A 17,926-nucleotide genomic window follows, 5' to 3' on the forward strand; every position below is an offset into this window, starting at 1 on the left:
AGGAAAACCATGAAGGCGCTCAAATTTGCACTGGCTGCCGGAATTGCAGCAACCGTTCTCGCCAACGCACCTGCCTACGCGCAGTTCAGCGAAAGAAGTATTCGCCTGTCGAACGGCGTGAACGAAGACCATCCGAATGGGAAGGGGGTCGAGAAGTTCAGGACCTGTCTTGCCGACAAGTCGGGCGGCAAGCTGAAGGTTCAGGGCTTCTGGGGCAATGCCCTTGGCGGCGACCTTCAAGCCACACAGGCGCTCCGCTCGGGCACTCAGGAGATGGTCGTGACATCCAGCTCGCCCTTGATCGGGATCCTGCCGGAGCTTGGCGTCTTCGACCTGCCGTTCCTCTTCGCCAATGAGCAGGAAGCGGATGCAGTCCTCGACGGCAGCTTCGGCAAGCATATCGATGCGAAGCTGGAAGGCGCCGGGCTCGTCAACCTGGCCTATTGGGAAAACGGCTTCCGCAACCTGACCAACTCACGCCGCCCGGTTGAGAAGTGGGAGGACTTCAAAGGCCTCAAGGTTCGGGTGATGCAGAACAATGTGTTTCTCGACACGTTCAAGAACATGGGGGCCAATGCGGTGCCCATGGCCTTCGGCGAGGTGTTCACCGCTCTTGAGACCAAGGCCATCGACGGTCAGGAGAATCCCTTCGTCACCATCGACACTTCCAAGTTCTACGAGGTCCAGAAGTATCTGTCGGTGACGCGCCACGCCTATACCCCGTTCCTCGTACTCTACTCCAAGAAGCTGTGGGATGGGCTGTCCAAGGATGAGCAGGCGGCGCTTCGGGAATGCGCGGTGGTTGCCCGCGACGAGCAGCGCAAGGTGTCCCGCGAGCTGTCTCAAGCGTCGCTCAACAAGATCAAGGGGGCCGGCATCGTCGTCAACGAGCTCAATGCACAGGAAGCGCAGCGCATGCGCGAGCAGGCGAAGCCCGTCTGGGAGAAGCACGCCGCTACGATCGGCTCCGAGACCGTCAAGATGATGCAGGACGAGCTGGAGAAGATCCGCAAGAAGTAAAGCTCATCCCCTCCTGTCGAGAGCACTGTCCGGAGCGACCTCCGGACAGTGCTTCTCTTGATCGTCTTGGCCGGAGCGGAGTCCCTGGGGTGCATGGATCCGCTGCCTTGTGATTGGATCATGCCAATGCAAATCCTCATCTTCGGCGCGGCCGGCATGGTCGGACGCAAGCTCGCTGACCGTCTGGTGCAGGAGGGGCAACTCGGCGGAACAGCAATCTCGCGTCTGATCCTGCATGACGTGGAAACGCCTTTCCGGCCTGACGCGCCGTTCCCGGTCGATACGCTCACATCCGACTTCTCCGCTCCCGGAGAGGCGGAAAGGCTCGTGGCAAACCGGCCGGACGTCATCTTCCACCTGGCTGCCATCGTCTCGGGCGAGGCCGAGGCAGATCTGGAGAAGGGATATAGGATCAACCTCGACGGAACCCGTTTCCTCTTCGATGCCATTCGTCTCATTGGTGACGGGTATTGCCCGCGTTTGGTCTTCACATCCTCGATTGCCGTTTTCGGAGCGCCCTTTCCGGAGGCTATCGGAGACGAGTTCTTCCTGACGCCGCTCACCAGCTACGGTACACAGAAGGCGATCGGCGAACTGCTCCTCGCTGACTATTCGCGGCGCGGCTTCTTCGATGGTGTGGGAATCAGGCTGCCGACGATCTGTGTGCGACCCGGCAGGCCGAACAAGGCCGCCTCCGGCTTCTTCTCCAGCATCATCCGCGAGCCCCTGAACGGCCAGGAGGCCGTTCTGCCGGTGCCACTGGATGTGCGCCACTCCCATGCCTCGCCACGATCTGCGGTCAACTTCCTGATCCATGCGGCGACGCTCGATACGGCGGAGGTCGGTCCCCGGCGCAACCTGACGATGCCGAGCGTCTCCGTGACCGTGGCCGAGCAGATCGATGCAATGCGGCGTGTGGCCGGCGAGCGTTTCGCCGCCCGCATCCGGCAGGAGCTCGATCCGACAATCATCCGTTTCGTCGAAGGGTGGCCGCGCCGCTTCGATGCTCGGCGCGCGGAAAGTCTCGGGTTTCGAGCCGAGGCAAGCTTCGACGAGATCATTTTCGTCTATATCGAGGATGAGCTTGGCGGGTCCATTCCTGCCTGATCTGGCAAAGACCAGATCTGCGGCTAAGGCCGGCGCCATCTTGCCGCTACCCAATGCCGAAGCGCTCGCCACTTTTCGATGCCCCAGATTGTAAAGCGCCCAACAGGCTTCCGGAGAAAGGGCAGGTCATAAGCTATCAGGAGAAGGCCCAAGGGCAGCATCCAGAAACCCAGAAAGGGCAGGATGGCGAAGATGCCGCCGAGGATGAGCAGAATTCCTGCGGGCAGTCTGATCCATCGTGCCTGAGGATGCCTGAGGTTGCGCAGGACAGTGGCGACCTTGCCTGGCACTTCGTGCTCCAGGTTTCTGAAGGCCTGTCTCAGGACCGCTCTTCCGCTTTGATGCCTCATGACAGGGAAAGATCGTTTATGGGCGGAGGTTCCGGAAAGCCTCGGTAAGGAACCCGCTTCGGTGGCTAATTTACAGGACCAGCCCCGAAAGGGCGTCCGCAACGGCTTTTCTTCCTTGTTCGCGGATTCGATTGAGGCGTGCCGTATGTTCGGAGCGCGCGAGGCGGTCGAGATGAGGAATGAACTCCAGCGGCAGGGCTGGATCACCCACATACTGAGGCTTGTCGCTTCTCTCGAAATAATCTGCCCTCAGCATCCTTCCCAGATGCTCCTGAACCGGAATCGGCAAGGAAGGTCTGTTGCTCCGAGTGCGAGAGAGCATATAGGTGGGGTGTGCGGAACCGTGAAAGGCAAAATCTTTGTCGAGCATAGCGGGCCCCCGCGCCTCATATGGTCTGGGTTAACGCGAATAAGGCGCCGAAGTTTCCGCCCGCCTTGGGTGTCGCGTGGCGACAAGGTGAGCAACCCGTCTGCCGAACCAGTCCAGAGCCCCTTTGGGCTGCTAGGGCTTCCGGATCGCAGAAGCGCTCATGGCGATCAGATCACGGCTTTTTGTGTGGCAAAAAGGCAAGTCCGGTTGAAGGGAGCCGGTTTCCTGCCATCTTCAGACGTGCTGCCTCTCGGCAGAGAGCTTGGGGAGCTTTTCATGCAAACACCCGATGAATGGGAAATTCCTCCCGAGTTCCAGCCCGATCCTCATGCCCTTGATTATGACCTGCAGGGGGCTCTGGCTGCCGTCGTGTCCCTCCGCGCGCGAGTTCCCGACGATGCCTTCACGGCTGAGACGCTTGGTACCGAAAGGGCAGGGCAGGGAGTCGTCATTCGCGATGACGGCCTCGTCGTCACCATCGGCTACCTGATTGCAGAGGCGGAGGAGATCTGGCTCACCACGAGGACGGGCCGAGCCGTTCAGGCGCATGTGCTCGCCTATGATTACGAGAGCGGCTTCGGTCTCGTCCAAGCCGTGAAGCCCCTGGGTGTGCCGGTCCTGGCTTTGGGGGACTCGCGCCGTCTTGCGCCGGGAGACTCGGTCGTGGTCGCCGGCAGCGGCGGGCAAAGCCATTCCCTAGCGGCACAGGTCGTGGCCTGTCAGGAATTCGCCGGGTATTGGGAGTATCTCATCGACGGAGCGATCTTCACGGCGCCGGCGCATCCGAACTGGGGAGGAACGGCTCTGATCGGCCCGCGGGGCGACCTCGTCGGCATAGGCTCGCTCCAGCTTCAGCACCAGACGTCGGGCGGCACGGTGGTGCCCCTCAACATGAGTGTACCCATCGACCTCCTGAAACCGATCCTCAACGATCTTCTCACCCTTGGCCATGTCAAGCGTCAGCCGCGGCCATGGCTCGGCTTCTATGTCGCCGAGACCGAGGACAACCACATCACGGTGATCGGCCTCGCGGGAGATGCTCCGGCGCAGCGGGCCGGTTTGCGGGCCGGCGACCGGGTTCATGCGGTCGGCAACCGGACCGTAGGATCCCTGGCCGAATTCTACCGTACCATATGGGCGCTGGGTCACGCCGGCGTTGACGTTCCGCTCACCCTTGAGCGGGAGGGTGACAGGTTCGACGTCGCCGTTCGATCCGCGGATAGAGGCCGCTTCATGAAGACGCCACGGCTCCAGTGATCGGGATGTTGCATGATGCTTCCGAGACGAAGCATGAGTGGGCCTCCCTGACTGAGGCGGGAACATTTATCATTATGCTGCTCATTATGCTGCCGATCCATCGACAAAACTGGACGCTTCCACGCTCATGACCTTCTCCCGAGCCGACGCGTTGAATCTTGCAGAGCTTCTCAGGACCACGGCACAGGCCGAGATCCTGCCGCGCTTTCGGAACCTTTCGACCGGGGCCGTCCGCACCAAGACGTCTCAACTCGATCTGGTGACGGATGCCGATGAGGCCGCCGAACGGGTCATGGAGACCGAGCTGCGTCGCCGCTATCCCGGAGCGCTCATCCTCGGGGAGGAGGGGGTAAGCCGCGATCCTCGGCTGCTCGATGGCTTGGCGGAGGCCGATCTGGCCTTCATCCTCGATCCTGTCGACGGCACGCTGAACTTCGCATCCGGACTGCCTCTCTTCGGCGTTATCGCTGCTGTCGTAGCGAGAGGCGAAGTGGTCTGTGGGGTCATCCTGGACCCGATCTCCGACGATTGGGCCATCGCGGTGCGAGGCGAGGGAGCCTGGATCCAGCGTCCCGATGGCGGCACCCGGTCCCTCCAGGTTGCATCCCCCGTGCCTCTGGCGCAAATGAGCGGCAATGTCTCCTGGCGCTATCTTCCGGAGAAACTCCGGCCCATGGTTACGGGGCGTCTGCCGAAGGTGGCGATGGCAGCGGATCTGCGCTGCTCGGCTCATACCTACCGCCTGATCGCGGCCGGCCACCTGCATTTTTCCTTTTCATCGAGCGTCATGCCGTGGGACCATGCCGCAGGATGGCTGATCCATCGCGAAGCGGGGGGCTACACGGCGCATTTCGACGGCTCTCCCTACCGGCCCGTCAATCGCAGCGGCGGCCTTATCTCAGCGCCCGACAGGGAAAGCTGGCAGGCCGTGCGCGACGCGCTGCTCGCGTCTCAGGATTGATCCATCCGACGAAGGTAGTTGTAGACCGTGGCCCGCCCGAGGCCGAGCACGCGGGAGATGTAGGCCGCCGAGTTGCGGCCGCCGAAAGCTCCGTCTCCTGCGAGATCCATCACGAGCTGCTGCTTCTGCGAGCGGCTCATCTCGGCAATGGTCAGGCCGCGCTCGCGCGTCCAGCTCTGGATGTATTCGTTGATCCGCTCGTGCCAGTCCTCCTTGAACAATGAGGCAGGCTTTTCAGCGGTCTGCGGCACGGCGACCAAGGCCGTCAATGTCTGCATGACCGCATGGAAGTGCGAAACGTCCACGTTGATGCAGAGAATGCCGACAGCCCTCATGCCGGATCGCAGAACGGCGCTGACGGACTTGATGCGCCTTCCATCCCAGTTCACCTTCTCGTAAGGACCGATGATCGTATCGGACGGCTTGAAGTCGATCTCATGCAGCAGGGAAGGTTCTCCAAGCTCCCGTTTGGAAAACGGGTTCGAGAGATGCACGACCGTCTCGGTGGAGAGATCGTGAAGCACCACCTCCGCGTAAGGCCGGAAGAGCAGGGCAATGGCATCGCAGACGGGAACATAGCTGGCGAGCTCCGACGGCAGCGCAGGCCTGGGCTGTGCCTCTTGAGCTCGACTCATGACAGTTCCGAGCGGACGAACTCGGCAAGCCGTTCGAGACCTGCCTCAAGATGATGGGCTGGAGCGCCGATGCCGATCCTGATGTAGCGATCCATGCCATAGACGTCCCCGGGCAGCAGCATGATGCTGCGTTCCTCGCGCATGCGGTGCACGAGCTCGGTCGAGTTCATGGGCATGGCATAGCGGATGAAGGCCATACCGCCGGCCTTCGGAGGCACGAACGAGAACAGGTCCTTGTTGGCATCCACCCAGCTCTGCAGGAGGGCCAGATTCTCGCGCAGGATCCGCTTGCTGCGGGACAGGATCTCCTGCCGCTTGGCCGGCTGGACGGCGATCTCGGCCACGAACTCGCTCACTGCCGATGTGGTGATCGACGTATAGTCCTTGCGCTGCCACGAGGCGTAGATCTCCTGGGCAGGCCCTACGAGCCAGCCGATGCGCAGGCCGGGAAGCGCCATTGCCTTCGAGAGGCCGCTCGTGACGATGGCTTTTTCGTAGAGATCGGCAAAGCTCGGAGGCTCCTCCTGCTCCAGCTCCGCCCCCTTGTAGACTTCGTCGGCATGGAGGTAGATCCCATGCTCCCGGGCAATGGCCACGAGGCCGCCCATCGTCTCGAGCGGCAGGACGCTTCCCGTCGGGTTGTTGGGATTGCAGATCGTCATCATCTTGGTGCGGCTGGAGACAGCCTTCCGCACATCGTCGAGGTCCGGAACCCATCCAAGCTCCTCGCGGAGCAGAACCTCCTTCACGGTCGCGCCGATGGCGCGAGCCCAGCCCCAGATCTGCAGGTAGTTGGGAACGAAGACGATCAGCTCATCGCCGGGCTCGAGAAGCGACATCACGATGAGAAAATTGGCTTCCGCCGATCCGTTGGTGACGATCACCTCGTCGCCGCCGCGGTTGGCGTAGAGGTTTGCGACGGCTTGGCGCAATTCCACGCGGCCATTCGTCCAGCCGTAACCCAGTTCCACGTCGAGCAGCTGGTTCTGCTGCTCCGGCGTGAGGAGCTCCCGGAGGGAATAGGGGTGCACACCGCTGTCGGACAGATTGTACTCGACCGTGTTCTCATAGAGCGACTGGATGCGCTCGAGCGTGAACTCTTCGATCTTCATGGATCCTCGCGGTGAAAAACAAATCTTTCGGCTCTGTAGCACTCGGGATTTAGACGATAAAGTCCAATTTGGACTTGACGGTTCAAAAATTCCCCTGGCATGGTCCGCTCCTCGCGAGGCGGCATGGGAGGAACTGGCGCAGAGCAGGTCTGCAGCTTCCTCCAAAATGGAGCATGTGGGTGCAGTTCGATACTTTTCTGATGGAACGGAACCAGACGCTTTACGAAAACGGCGTCGAGATCAATCTCACCGAAAGCGGGGTGCATCCCTGCACGATCGAGGAGATCCTTCCATCCGACGAAGCTCAGTCCTTGCTGCGGCTGCCGCTTGGCTATGGCTGGACGGATGGACGTCCGGACCTTCGCTCCGGGATCGCCCGGTGGTACCCGGGCGCTTCGGCCTCCAACGTGCTGGTCACCAACGGCTCGTCCGAAGCGACGATGGTCACGTTGATGGCACTGGTCGAGCCCGAGGACAGGATTCTCTTCGCAGTTCCCAACTTCATGCAGGTCGATGGGCTTGGGCGCGCCCTCGGCATGAATGTCCGGCGGCTTCCCCTGCTGGCCGATCAGGGATGGCAGATCGATCCGAAGGGGCTAGCCGATGCGATCTCCGAGGGCGTGAAGATGATCGCCGTCACCAATCCCGGCAACCCGACCGGAGCCGTCCTGTCGCGCAAGAGCCGGGAGGTTCTGTTGGAGGCAGCGGAAAAGGCAGGAGCCTGGCTCCTCGTCGATGAGATCTACCGCGGCGGCGAGATCGACGGGGAGGAGACGGAGACGTTCTACGGGACGTATGACCGCGTCATCATCACCAGCAGCCTCTCGAAGTCCTTTGCATGCCCCGGTCTGCGCCTGGGATGGATCGTCGCTCCCGAGGTGGTGATCTCGGAAGCCGCCAAGCGGCAGGATTACACGACCATCGGCAGCGGGATCCTGAGCCAGATGCTCGGCGCGTCCGTCATGGAGCCGGAGAACCGTGAGCGCATCCTGGCGCGCGGGCGGGCCTTGCTGCGCAAGAACGCGGACATCGTTGGGCAGTGGGTCGAGACGCGGAACCGCTGGTCCTGGCAGCGTCCGGCAGCCGGTGGAATGGCGTTTCTGCGATATGACTTCGACATGCCTTCCGAGCACCTGTCGAACGAGTTGCGTGAGCAGGAGAGCGTTTTTGTCGTCGCAGGCAGCTGGTTCGGGATCGAGCACCACATCCGCATCGGCATCGGGGTGAAGGCAGAGGATCTTGTGGAGGGACTTGCGCGCCTCGACAGATTTCTCTCCCGTCACGGACTTTCCTGAGGCGGGTTCAAGCCATGCTGGAAAGTCATCGCCTGCTGCGCGCAAAGGAAGATCTACGGCGGCTCGTTGCACTCCCATCGGTGAGTGCGCGCGGGGAAGGGTTGGCCGAATGCGCCGATGCCGTTCGCGATCTTCTCGCAGAGGCTGGTTTCCGGACGGAGGTTCACCCTGGAAAGGTTGGTCCCTTCGTCGTGGGCGAGGTGGGCGGCGGTCCTTTGACCGTCATGATCTACAATCACTACGACGTGCAGCCTGAGGATCCTGTTGCTCTCTGGCACAGCCCTCCCTTCGAGCTGAGCGAGCGCGACGGACGCTGGTATGGGCGTGGAGCGGCCGACGACAAGGGCGAGTTCGTCAGCCGCCTGGCCGGATGGCGACTGTTCCGCGAGCAGTGCCCCGGCCCGCTGCCTTTCAGACTGATCTGGCTCGTCGATGGGGAGGAGGAGATCGGCAGTCCGTCGGTCGAGGATTTTCTCAAAACCCGCTTCCAGGGCGAGAGTGTCGATGTGTGCTGGTGGGAGTACGGCGAAATCGACACGAGCGGCCGTCCCATCGTTCTTTGCGGCTTCAAGGGCGTCATGGCGCTCGAACTGCGCTGCAGGACGGCGAAAGCCGATCTTCATTCTAGTCTCGGAGCCGTCTTCGACAACCCGCTCTGGCGTCTTGCGGCAGCGACGGCCTCGCTGCGCGACCCGTCTGGACGGGTGCTGATCGAGGGTTTCTACGACAGGATCCGCCAACCTGCCGGCGAGGAGGAGGCCCTGTCTGCCGAGCCTCCGTTCACCTTCGAGAGCCTTGTTCAGGCCACCGGCGGGCAGCGGGCTCTCGGTGGGATCGATGAGGCAAGCTTCTACCGGGCGATGAACTTCAGCCCTTGCATGAACGTCAACGGCTTTTCCGGCGGCTATGCCGGCGAAGGGGCAAAGACCGTGCTGCCGGCAGAAGGAAGCGTCAAGATCGACTTCCGCCTCGTTCCCGATCAGGACCCGCAGGAGGTTGTCACCCTCCTTCGCTCCCACCTTGATCGGGCAGGATTCGGCGACATCGAAATCGTGGTGCACGATGCCAATGTGAAGCCTGTCAGGTCGGCTACGGATCACTGGTTCATCCAGGACGCTCGGGAAATGCTCGAAGCCTGCTTCGGCCTTCCGCCCATCATCCAGCCGAGTTCCCCGGCCTCCGGTACATCCCATCCCTTCGTGGAGCAGCTCGGCGCCAGCATCGTCGGCATCGGGATCACCCATCACGGGGCCATGCTCCACTCGCCGAACGAGAACATCATCGTGGAGCAGTTCTCCGCCATGATCGAATGCTCGGCCGGTCTTTTCCAGAAGCTTGCGGAGCGGGGCCGCCGGCAGACAGCAGAGGCGGCCGAAAGGCTCAGCAACCGAGCAGGAGAGTGAACCATGAACAGCCTTGTTCTTCAGGCTGCGGCCCGGTCGGTGCAGGCGCGCCGTCGCATCCGCACCCATATCTACGAAACGCCGCTTCTGCCCTCGCGGCAGATCGGGCGAGACATCGGCTCATCCCTCTTCTTCAAGGCCGAGAACTTTCAGCTCACCGGCTCCTTCAAGATTCGCGGTGCCGCCAGCAAGATGACCTCCCTCGGCATCGAGCGCGGCGTCATCACGGCTTCATCCGGAAACCACGGGATCGCCTCCGCCCAGGCCGCCGCCTCGATCGGACAGGCGTTGACCATCGTGCTTCCCGAAACGGTCGCTCCCGCGAAGCTCGACAAGATCCGTTCCTATAATGTGAACGTGATCTTGCACGGGGCGGAGAGCGGACAGGCCGAACTGCACGCGCAGAAAGAGGCGAAGGATCGCAATCTTGTTTATGTTTCGCCCTACAACGATACTGAAATCGTTGCAGGGCAGGGCACGATCGGGCTTGAGCTGCTCGAGCAGGCCGAGGAGATCGACAATGTCTTCATCGCCATGGGCGGCGGCGGGCTGATCGGCGGCATCGGCTCGGTTCTCAAGAGCTTCTCTCCGGGCACGAGAATCTTCGGCGTAGCCGCGCAGAACTCGGCGGCGCTCGCGGCTTCCATTGCTGCAGGGCGCGTCGTCGAAACCGAGCATCTCGAGACCTTGGCCGATGGGGTTGCCGGAGGCATGGACGAGGACAGCATGACCCTGCCGCTTGCCATGGCCGTCGTCGACGAGGTCGTCTCCTGCACGGAGGCGGAGATCGCCGATGCACTGAAGCAGCTTGCCTACAGGGAAAACCAGATCGTGGAAGGCGCGGCTGCTCTCGCGCTGGCAGGGCTTCTCAAGGTTTCCGGGCGCTGCCGTGGTCAAAGGAACGTCGTGGTGCTGTGCGGCGCCAACTTCGACCACAGCAAGATCTTCTCGGTTCTCTACAGCTAGAATCCGGAAGAACATCATGGATCGAGCCAACCTGCCGATCATCCTCGACCTCCCGCAGATCGAGCGGCGCCTCGAGAACGTCGATCTCATCGGCCTTATGGAAGGGGCCTTCGCCGCCTTCTCGCGGGGCGAAGCCGTCGTGCCCGTTCCCGGTGAACTCCTGTTCGACGATCCGCCGGGCGAGGTTCATCTCAAGTACGGCTATATACGGGGAGGCGAGACCTATGTCGTCAAGATCGCATCCGGATTCTGGAACAACCCTCAGAGAGGCTTGAGCAGCAGCGACGGGCTCCTTCTCGTCTTCAGGAAGGAGACGGGCGAGCTGACCGCTGTCTTGAACGACAGGGGTCGGTTGACGGATCTGCGCACGGCCGCAGCAGGGGCCGTTGCCGCCAAGCATCTGGCCCCGAACGAGGTGGACACGATCGGGGTTCTGGGAAGCGGCATCCAGGCGGAGCTTCAGGTGCAGCTTCTCCAGACTGTGCGGCCGTGCCGCAGAATCGCCGTCTGGGGGCGCAATCCCGAGCGTGTGTCGCTCTATGCACAGAAGATGCGAGACAAGGATTTCCTGGTTGACGTCGTGCATTCACCTTCGGAGGTCGCTGCGCGCAGTCGGCTCATCGTCACGGCGACGGCAAGCCCGAAGCCCCTGCTGCAGTGGGAGGATATCCGGCCCGGAACGCACATCACAGCCATCGGCGCCGACAGCGCCGACAAGCAGGAGCTGGACCGCTCCATCATTTACAATGCCGATCTTGTGGTGACGGACAGCCGAAGCCAAGCCCGTTCCCGGGGAGAGCTGGGTCATGCCTACGGCGCTGATGACCTAGCCATGAGCAAGGTCGCCGAAATCGGCGAAATCATAGAAGCGAAGGCACAGGGCCGCAGCGCACCGAACCAGATCACCGTTTCCACCTTCTCCGGCCTTGCCGTCCAGGACATCGTGATGGCGTCCGCCGTCCTAGGACGATCCTGAGCGCATGATGCTGCTCATGGTACGCTAGGTTGACGGCGGATCCTGCAGCACCCCCTCGATGCGTCCGATGAGAGCATCGATCTCGGACACCGTTCTAAGACGCATTTTGCACTGCCGGTCCAAATACCAGGACCGGCCGATGCTCAGAGCGAGTGGGGGCAAGGCCCACAGCAGGCTGACGGAATTGAACATCAGGAGGGACAGGGAGGCGACCGACAGAAGCCAAACCTCGATGCGCCCGTAACCCTGGATGATCTCGTTCTTGAGAATCAGTCTCTGCCGCTCGATCAGAAGCTGCTCCCGAGCGTGAACGAGGTAAGTGCGTCTCGATGCTTTGGCCTGTCTAGTGTGGAGCTTCCCGAGGCTGCTCCTGAGACCCGCAAGGAGGTGAGCTCTATTGGAGGCCTCCGTTTCCCCTTCCGGGATGGAGAATGATGCAGCAACCCTGCGGTAGAACGTGACGAGCGCCGGCGGATGGTTGTCCTGCTCGATATGGAGTTCGACTGCGGTGAAGCTGTCGGTGATACGACTGCGGACCTGAGCAGCCATGGGTTTGCCAAAGTTGCGAGAGCCCGAATGGATGGCCGGAGCCAGGCCCGTTTCAGTCGCACTCTCAACTGTGGCTTCTGCCCTCTCCATCGATACAGCCCGCCTTCGCCGCCCCGAGCTTCACAGATGCCGGAAGCGGGCTCCCTGCCTCCGATCCGACCTCCCGCGATGGTAAAGCAACAGAGTAAACAGACGATTAAGCGGGGGATCTTGCCAATGGTCAGCCAGATCTAGGATCGTCAGCCCTTATCTTCAGGGAGCAGGCTTGCAAGATCCTTCAGGAATTTGATCGATGCGGCGGGCCTGCCTTCCTGCTCCGCAATCTGCGTGATGTGATTAAGGACATTGGCCATCTCGCTCAACTTGGCCACACGTCCTGCTGCGAGGATGTGGAAGAAGGTTGAGAAGGCGACCGCAATGGCTTGGTCATGCTCCTGCAGCCTGCGGCATTCCTCTTTGAGAACCTTAATGTCCCTCTCCTGGGCCGAGACGATCTCGACGAGGGTCAGCATCTGCTGGGCGAGAGTGTCGATGGATTCGTTCATGTCGGTCGGGCGGTCCGGGTCGAATGACGTCTGTTGCGGAAGGGAGCCCAGCACGTCGGATAGCTGACGTTCCAGGGTAGCGGTTGAGGAAGGCCGCGGGCGGTGGGTCTCATCCGGCTGCCGGCCTTCACCGACCGAGGGCGCTTCACCCAGCACACCCTCCGTCTCCTGCACGGTAATGGCGGGCATTCCTGTCGTGCGCGTGAAACTGGCAACCACTTTTCGGAAGAGGGCGAACAACTTGGCATGAATCCCGCGGTCACCGTTCCACGGCTGCACCAGGTAGCCTGTGCATCCGGCTCCTCGCCATGGGGAACGCTGGACGGTACCACGTCTTGAAGGCGAATGCTTCAGGAACGTCGCCATGTTTTCCTTGAGCCAGCTACCCGCGGGCGTAGAGCAGGCGGGCGCGGATGGTTCCATCCAGCGCACGGATCTCGTCCAGCGTTTCCCGGCTTTGCTCCGGCAGTCCTTCCACCTCGATCACGACGTAGCCGATTTCTCCATCCGTCTGCAGATGCTGGGCCGTGATGTTGAGCCCACGCTGAGAGAAGGCGCTGTTGAGGCGGCCCAGCATGCCGGGCGCGTTCCGGTGCACGTGAATGTAGCGTGTCCCGGTGGCTCTGGACGGCAGCTGCACCTGTGGGAAATTGACGGCGCCCACTGTCGTGCCGACATCCGAATAGTCGATCAGCTTCTTGGCCACTTCAGCGCCGATCCGCTCCTGAGCTTCCTCCGTCGAGCCGCCGATATGCGGCGTCAGGATCACGTTGTCGAGGCCCTGCAGGGGGCTCACGAACGGCTCCTTGTTGGAGGCGGGCTCGACGGGAAAGACGTCAATGGCGGCTCCCCGCAGGTGCTTGCTCTTCAGGGCATCCGCGAGCGCATCAAGATCGACCACGGTGCCCCGGCTGTTGTTGATAAGGTACGCACCCTTCTTCATCGCGGCGAGTTCGGCCCGGCCGATCATGCCGTGCGTTGCCGGTGTTTCGGGAACATGCAGGCTTACAACATCACTTTGGGCCAGCAGCGCATGCAGGCTCTCGGCCGGTTCCGTGTTGCCGTGACGAAGCTTGTCCGTCTGGTCGAAGAAAATCACGCGCATGCCCATGGCCTCGGCCAGATAGGAGAGCTGCGAGCCGATGTTGCCATAGCCGACGATGCCGAGCGTCTTGCCTCTCACCTCGTGGCTGTCGGCGGCGGACTTGTCCCACTGGCCCGCATGGGCTGCGGTCGACTTCGGAAAAGCGCGCCTCAGCAGCATGACGATCTCGCCGACGACCAATTCGGCCACGCTTCGGGTGTTGGAGAACGGAGCGTTGAAGACGGGGATTCCTGCGTGCCTTGCAGCATCCAGGTCGACCTGATTGGTGCCCACACTGAAGCAGCCGACAGCGATCAGCCTGTTGGCGGCATCCAGCACGCGGCCGGTCAGCTGGGTCCGGGAACGGATGCCAAGCAGGTGAACGCCTTGCAAGGCTTCGACCAACGCGTCCTCGTCCAGAGCGGTCTTGAGGTAAGCCACATTCGTATAGCCGGCATCCCGGATCAGCTGGACGGCACTCTCGTTCACGCCTTCGAGCAGCAGAACGCGGATCTTATCCTTCTGAAGGGAGAACATCTCGGTCATCTCAGCTCCATGGACCACATGACGGCCTGCCATAGCGCGCCAGAGCGGCTGCGAAAACCCTCCCGGTTCTGCGGGGCAGAACAATTCCGGCACTGCCAAGCCCGGGGTCGGTTCCATCTCCGAGAGGATACGGCCCATACCCCCAATTCGCAGATCCGCTTCGATGTGCCTGGGCTATCATGAGCCAATCCGGTTGCGGCTGCAGCCGGCCAGACAGGACGGGAGCCGGTGCCGGATGTACGCACGGCTCCCGTTCCTTTTGTCCAGGGCCTTGTGCCTCGCCGAGCATGCCTCCTGTCGGTCCCGCCCATGCGGGATCCAATCCCGGAAATATGAGTTTGTCCCACCGAACCATCTGGTTCCCTTCCATGGAACCGTTCCAGGCCAGAACAGGAAGAGAAGGGGCAAAGTGCCGCGAATCCTGACCTACAATGTGCACCGGTGCCTCGGTACGGATGGTCAACTGTCTCCCACGCGGATCGCGGACGTGATCGCCGCCTTCGAGCCCGATGTGGTCGCCCTTCAGGAACTCGACGTGGGGCGAGCCCGGACCGGAGGCGTCGACCAGGCCCATGCCATCGCCAAGGCGCTTGGCATGCAGGTCCACTTTCATGCCAGTCTGCGCGTCCTGGAGGAGGAGTACGGCAACGCCATCCTGACCCACAGGCCGTCGGAACTCGTCAAGGCGGCGGCTCTTCCAGGACTGCCGGGGCTTGAACCGCGCGGCGCCCTCTGGGCTGCGATCAATATCGGGGGGGCCGAGGTCCAGGTCATCAACACCCATCTCGGGCTGCGTCGGCACGAACGGCTGGCGCAGGTCGATACCCTCCTGGGAGCCCACTGGCTGGGCCACCAGGCCTGCCGGGAGCCGGTGATCCTCGTCGGAGACCTCAACGCTACTCCACGCTCGCGGGCCTACCGGCGGCTGGCTGCCCATCTTTGGGACGCTCAGGCCCAGGTCGGGTCTTCACGCCCCAAGGCCACGTTCCCCTCCCGCCTGCCGATGCTGCGCCTCGACCATGTCTTCGTCAGCCGCGCGATCCGGGTTCTGCGGGTGGAGACCGTACGGACGCCCCTGGCTCGCGTCGCATCGGACCACCTCCCGCTCCTCGTCGAGTTCCAGGTCGCACAAGGGAAGAGGCATAAGCCCCGTCTGGCCTATGCACAGGAATGAGGGACGGCGGGCGGATCGTTGACCGACCCGTCGCGTTTAGCTTCCGGAGCCGGACTGACGCCCGGCAGAGCCCCTCGGGATCAGGAGAGCGGATGCGGAACTGGAAATACATGGTCGCTGCGGCTGCCATTGGCCTTGCAGCCTTCCTGCTTTACCGCACGCTCAGCCGCTACAGCCTCGATGAGTTGATCGGCGCAGTGGCCGCCGTACCGACCGCCAAGCTTGCAGGTGCGGCCGGCTTCGCCGCCGCCAGCTACATGACCCTGACCTTCTTCGACTACCTGGCATTGCGCTATGTCGGTCGGCCCCTGCCGTACCCGAAGGCTGCGCTGGCTTCCTTCACGGCCCTGTCTCTCGGCCATAACATTGGGCTGGCGGCATTGAGCAGCGGCGCGGTCCGCTATCGCTTTTACAGCCGCTGGGGGCTTACGGCAGGGGAGGTCGCCAAGGTGGTCGTCTTCTGCGGCATCACTGTTGGTCTGGGCCTCCTGACGCTGGGCGGCGCGGCGCTCCTGTTGCGCACCAGCTTGGCCGTAGAGATTACGGGGCTGAGGCAGCCACTCGTGATCGCCCTCGGCACCGGCTGCCTCGCCATTCCGCTGATCTACCTCGTGCTGGCAGCTCTGGTGCGAAGCCCGCTGCGGATCCGCCGCTGGAACCTCGAGGTGCCGTCCTTGCGCCTGGCCATAGGCCAGGTTCTCGTCGGCTCCATCAACTTCGCTTTCGTGGCAGCCTGCCTCCATCAGGCCCTCGCAGCTATCGCCGACGTAGCCTATCTGGGCGTGGCGTCCGTCTATGTGATCGCCAACGCCACGGCGCTCGTGAGTCATGTGCCCGGCGGGCTTGGCGTGATCGAGAGCGTGGTCATGTACCTTTTGCCCCAGGCGGATCTGATCGGACCTCTCCTGGTTTTCCGGTTCGTCTATTTCCTCGTTCCCCTCGCCCTTGGGGGGCTTCTGTTCGCGGCGACGGAACTGATCCTGGGGCGGCAGGGTGGAACATACCCGGCCAATCCCCGCGTGGGGGCAAAGGCCTGAAGCTCAGTCCTTGCGGCGCCGGAACAGGGACAGCGGCTCGAAAGGCTCCAAGGGGTCGAGAAGGCTCGTTCCCGGGGCCGGAGCATCAGGCCCGTCGTCCGACATGGCGCGGAACGCGCGAAGGCCCCGCTCCCCTGCATTGAGCCGGTCGATGGCGCGGATCAGGGAGCCGCCTTCATCGAGCAGAGCACGCGAGAAGATGTCCGGCTGGGTGGACAGATGTTCCGCCAGCAGGCGGTCGCGCAGGCTGGCGATCGTCTGGCGCATCTCCCCATTCGTAGCCTCGATGGCGAGGTCGCACTCGCTGTCGAGACCCATGGAACGGTTGTTCAGGTTGGACGATCCGATGCGTAGGAATACGTCGTCGACGATGATGATCTTGGAGTGGATCAGAACCTGGCACTCTCCGCCCTTTCCATCGGGAATCACAGGGTAGTAGACCCGAAGGCGATCATGGGGATCTGACTTGCGCAGCCTGCGGATCAGGCGGTCGCGGTTCGTGCCCATGACCAGTTCCTCGGCCCAGCCGTGGGACTCGTGCGTCTGGATGACCACGATTTCCGGACCGTCCGGGCTGGCGAGGTGCCGCTCAAGCACGTCCCCGATGCAAGGCGCCGTCATGTATTGCGCCTCGATGTAGATGGTCCTCTCGGCCGCGGAAAGCGCATCGATCGTCAGGGCGACGACTTCCCGTGCCGCGGGCTGCTCCCCCCAGGCCGGGTAGGTGCGCGCGATGGCAACAGGCACATTCACGAAATCGGGGTCGAGGCCGGACGGCCAAGGGTCGGATTCGGCAGTTGGAGATGGATGAAGATCCTCCCCAGTAGCGAATTTCCACCGGCCGTAGGCCACCTCGGCAACAGAGCGCGCGGCCTCCCCGTCCACGACCATCTGAAGGTCGTGGACGGGTTCGTAAACCGTCCCGTCCTCCCGCAGCCGGATCGGATCGTCACAGGCGTGGCGCTCGGTATCCCAGCGCTCGACGGTGAGATCCATGCCGCCGACGAAGGCCAGGTCGTCATCGATGCTCACGATCTTCTGATGATGAGCAGCGTAAAGCGGATGGTGGGTGTCAAGCTTGACCTGGATCCGGGGGTGATTTTGCCAGTCCGCTCCGAAGATGAGCGGTCCCGGAGCCCCTGGGGCATGAACGACCGCGACGCTCCAGACAAGAACCCGCACCTCAAGATCCGGCCTCGCCTCGACCAGAGAGCGCAGGAGTTGCCCGAGAGGAGGCGACTCCTCGGGGCTCACATCAGGTCGCAGCCGGATGCCCCCATCGAAATCCCAGCCGATGATCATGATGGATCGCCGGGCGGCCCGCAGCGCCGCTTCCAGGCGGGAGAAGTATGCGGCTCCGTCGATCAGGATGCCAGCCCTTGCCGCGCACGCGACGCGCCAACAATTCTGCCCAGGCCGCAGGATGGAACCCGGCGGCAGCTCCGCCGCCTCCCAGGCGGCGCTGAGTGTTTGCAGGCCGGTGGTTTGTTCCAATAGCTGCACGTCGCCCTTCATCCCAATAGCTTCACCTTGCCAACT

17 protein-coding genes are annotated in these 17,926 nt (G+C 62.6%); 10 read left to right on the forward strand and 7 right to left on the reverse strand.

The window, feature by feature from the left end; all coding sequences use genetic code 11:
- The first annotated feature begins 9 nt into the window (after positions 1-9).
- Positions 10-1,020, forward strand: a complete 1,011-nt coding sequence (locus tag GR303_RS07600) for a TRAP transporter substrate-binding protein (RefSeq protein ID WP_161722537.1) — start codon at positions 10-12, stop codon at positions 1,018-1,020.
- A gap of 126 nt (positions 1,021-1,146) precedes the next feature.
- Entirely contained in the window at positions 1,147-2,127 is a 981-nt protein-coding gene (gene denD / locus GR303_RS07605) for a D-erythronate dehydrogenase (protein ID WP_161722536.1), read from the forward strand.
- Between the two features lie 420 nt (positions 2,128-2,547).
- On the opposite strand, the gene GR303_RS07610 is transcribed toward denD, so the two are convergent.
- Complete coding sequence (locus tag GR303_RS07610) at positions 2,548-2,847, reverse strand: hypothetical protein (RefSeq protein WP_246205443.1); 300 nt, start codon at positions 2,845-2,847, stop codon at positions 2,548-2,550.
- Positions 2,848-3,123: 276 nt separating this feature from the next.
- On the opposite strand from GR303_RS07610, the gene GR303_RS07615 reads away from it, so the two are divergent.
- Both GR303_RS07615 and GR303_RS07620 read left to right on the forward strand, forming a co-directional pair.
- Positions 3,124-4,104 (forward strand): S1C family serine protease, encoded by a 981-nt coding sequence (locus GR303_RS07615; RefSeq protein ID WP_161722535.1) that lies wholly within the window; start codon positions 3,124-3,126, stop codon positions 4,102-4,104.
- A 127-nt stretch (positions 4,105-4,231) separates the two neighbouring features.
- A complete protein-coding gene (locus GR303_RS07620) occupies positions 4,232-5,065 on the forward strand; it encodes an inositol monophosphatase family protein (RefSeq protein WP_161722534.1) in 834 nt (277 codons plus the stop codon).
- Here GR303_RS07620 and GR303_RS07625 read toward each other — a convergent pair.
- Together GR303_RS07625 and GR303_RS07630 are read right to left on the reverse strand one after the other, a co-directional pair.
- Positions 5,056-5,700 carry a helix-turn-helix transcriptional regulator gene (locus GR303_RS07625; protein WP_161722533.1) on the reverse strand — a complete coding sequence of 215 codons (645 nt, stop codon included), beginning with the start codon at positions 5,698-5,700 and terminating at the stop codon, positions 5,056-5,058. The two genes, GR303_RS07620 and GR303_RS07625, sit on opposite strands and share 10 nt — an antisense overlap.
- The gene (locus GR303_RS07630; RefSeq protein WP_161722532.1) at positions 5,697-6,812 is read right to left on the reverse strand and encodes an aminotransferase class I/II-fold pyridoxal phosphate-dependent enzyme; all 1,116 of its coding nucleotides are present in this window, start codon (positions 6,810-6,812) and stop codon (positions 5,697-5,699) included. Before GR303_RS07630 ends, GR303_RS07625 begins: the two co-directional genes overlap by 4 nt.
- Before the next feature lie 179 nt (positions 6,813-6,991).
- Here GR303_RS07630 and GR303_RS07635 point away from each other — a divergent pair, with 179 nt between their 5' ends.
- The 4 genes from GR303_RS07635 to GR303_RS07650 are packed head-to-tail and all read left to right on the forward strand — an operon-like array spanning position 6,992 to position 11,452.
- Positions 6,992-8,107: an aminotransferase class I/II-fold pyridoxal phosphate-dependent enzyme gene (locus GR303_RS07635; protein WP_161722531.1), complete on the forward strand. Its 1,116-nt coding sequence runs from the start codon at positions 6,992-6,994 to the stop codon at positions 8,105-8,107.
- Between the two features lie 14 nt (positions 8,108-8,121).
- Complete coding sequence (locus tag GR303_RS07640; RefSeq protein ID WP_161722530.1) at positions 8,122-9,510, forward strand: M20/M25/M40 family metallo-hydrolase; 1,389 nt, start codon at positions 8,122-8,124, stop codon at positions 9,508-9,510.
- A 3-nt stretch (positions 9,511-9,513) separates the two neighbouring features.
- Positions 9,514-10,476: a pyridoxal-phosphate dependent enzyme gene (locus GR303_RS07645; RefSeq protein ID WP_161722529.1), complete on the forward strand. Its 963-nt coding sequence runs from the start codon at positions 9,514-9,516 to the stop codon at positions 10,474-10,476.
- 16 nt (positions 10,477-10,492) lie between these two features.
- Positions 10,493-11,452: a Rossmann-fold NAD(P)-binding domain-containing protein gene (locus GR303_RS07650; protein ID WP_201751942.1), complete on the forward strand. Its 960-nt coding sequence runs from the start codon at positions 10,493-10,495 to the stop codon at positions 11,450-11,452.
- Positions 11,453-11,476: 24 nt separating this feature from the next.
- On the opposite strand, the gene GR303_RS07655 is transcribed toward GR303_RS07650, so the two are convergent.
- From GR303_RS07655 to serA, 3 genes are all read right to left on the reverse strand, one after another.
- The gene (locus tag GR303_RS07655) at positions 11,477-12,001 is read right to left on the reverse strand and encodes a hypothetical protein (RefSeq protein WP_161722528.1); all 525 of its coding nucleotides are present in this window, start codon (positions 11,999-12,001) and stop codon (positions 11,477-11,479) included.
- Between the two features lie 239 nt (positions 12,002-12,240).
- Complete coding sequence (locus tag GR303_RS07660) at positions 12,241-12,912, reverse strand: hypothetical protein (protein ID WP_161722527.1); 672 nt, start codon at positions 12,910-12,912, stop codon at positions 12,241-12,243.
- A 16-nt stretch (positions 12,913-12,928) separates the two neighbouring features.
- Entirely contained in the window at positions 12,929-14,176 is a 1,248-nt protein-coding gene (gene serA / locus GR303_RS07665; RefSeq protein WP_161722526.1) for a phosphoglycerate dehydrogenase, read from the reverse strand.
- A 409-nt stretch (positions 14,177-14,585) separates the two neighbouring features.
- On the opposite strand from serA, the gene GR303_RS07670 reads away from it, so the two are divergent.
- Complete coding sequence (locus GR303_RS07670; RefSeq protein ID WP_161722525.1) at positions 14,586-15,350, forward strand: endonuclease/exonuclease/phosphatase family protein; 765 nt, start codon at positions 14,586-14,588, stop codon at positions 15,348-15,350.
- A 92-nt stretch (positions 15,351-15,442) separates the two neighbouring features.
- The gene (locus GR303_RS07675) at positions 15,443-16,387 is read left to right on the forward strand and encodes a putative bifunctional lysylphosphatidylglycerol flippase/synthetase (protein ID WP_161722524.1); all 945 of its coding nucleotides are present in this window, start codon (positions 15,443-15,445) and stop codon (positions 16,385-16,387) included.
- Positions 16,388-16,390: 3 nt separating this feature from the next.
- Here GR303_RS07675 and GR303_RS07680 read toward each other — a convergent pair whose 3' ends face one another.
- On the reverse strand, positions 16,391-17,890 hold the full coding sequence (locus GR303_RS07680) for a phospholipase D-like domain-containing protein (RefSeq protein WP_343038419.1): 1,500 nt from the start codon (positions 17,888-17,890) through the stop codon (positions 16,391-16,393).
- Positions 17,891-17,926 lie beyond the last annotated feature (36 nt).

Source organism: Microvirga arsenatis (genome assembly GCF_009910705.1).
GTDB classification, from domain to species: Bacteria; Pseudomonadota; Alphaproteobacteria; order Rhizobiales; family Beijerinckiaceae; genus Microvirga; species Microvirga arsenatis.

Excerpts from the sequence above, each read along its gene's own strand:
- GR303_RS07625 (WP_161722533.1), bottom strand. The coding sequence starts at position 5,700 with ATGAGTCGAGCTCAAGAGGCACAGCCCAGGCCTGCGCTGCCGTCGGAG.
- GR303_RS07655 (WP_161722528.1), bottom strand. The coding sequence starts at position 12,001 with ATGGCTGCTCAGGTCCGCAGTCGTATCACCGACAGCTTCACCGCAGTC.
- GR303_RS07600 (WP_161722537.1), top strand. The coding sequence starts at position 10 with ATGAAGGCGCTCAAATTTGCACTGGCTGCCGGAATTGCAGCAACCGTT.
- GR303_RS07620 (WP_161722534.1), top strand. The coding sequence starts at position 4,232 with ATGACCTTCTCCCGAGCCGACGCGTTGAATCTTGCAGAGCTTCTCAGG.
- GR303_RS07640 (WP_161722530.1), top strand. The coding sequence starts at position 8,122 with ATGCTGGAAAGTCATCGCCTGCTGCGCGCAAAGGAAGATCTACGGCGG.
- GR303_RS07675 (WP_161722524.1), top strand. The coding sequence starts at position 15,443 with ATGCGGAACTGGAAATACATGGTCGCTGCGGCTGCCATTGGCCTTGCA.
- GR303_RS07660 (WP_161722527.1), bottom strand. The coding sequence starts at position 12,912 with ATGGCGACGTTCCTGAAGCATTCGCCTTCAAGACGTGGTACCGTCCAG.
- GR303_RS07650 (WP_201751942.1), top strand. The coding sequence starts at position 10,493 with ATGGATCGAGCCAACCTGCCGATCATCCTCGACCTCCCGCAGATCGAG.
- GR303_RS07645 (WP_161722529.1), top strand. The coding sequence starts at position 9,514 with ATGAACAGCCTTGTTCTTCAGGCTGCGGCCCGGTCGGTGCAGGCGCGC.
- GR303_RS07630 (WP_161722532.1), bottom strand. The coding sequence starts at position 6,812 with ATGAAGATCGAAGAGTTCACGCTCGAGCGCATCCAGTCGCTCTATGAG.
- denD (WP_161722536.1), top strand. The coding sequence starts at position 1,147 with ATGCAAATCCTCATCTTCGGCGCGGCCGGCATGGTCGGACGCAAGCTC.
- serA (WP_161722526.1), bottom strand. The coding sequence starts at position 14,176 with ATGACCGAGATGTTCTCCCTTCAGAAGGATAAGATCCGCGTTCTGCTG.
- GR303_RS07615 (WP_161722535.1), top strand. The coding sequence starts at position 3,124 with ATGCAAACACCCGATGAATGGGAAATTCCTCCCGAGTTCCAGCCCGAT.
- GR303_RS07610 (WP_246205443.1), bottom strand. The coding sequence starts at position 2,847 with ATGCTCGACAAAGATTTTGCCTTTCACGGTTCCGCACACCCCACCTAT.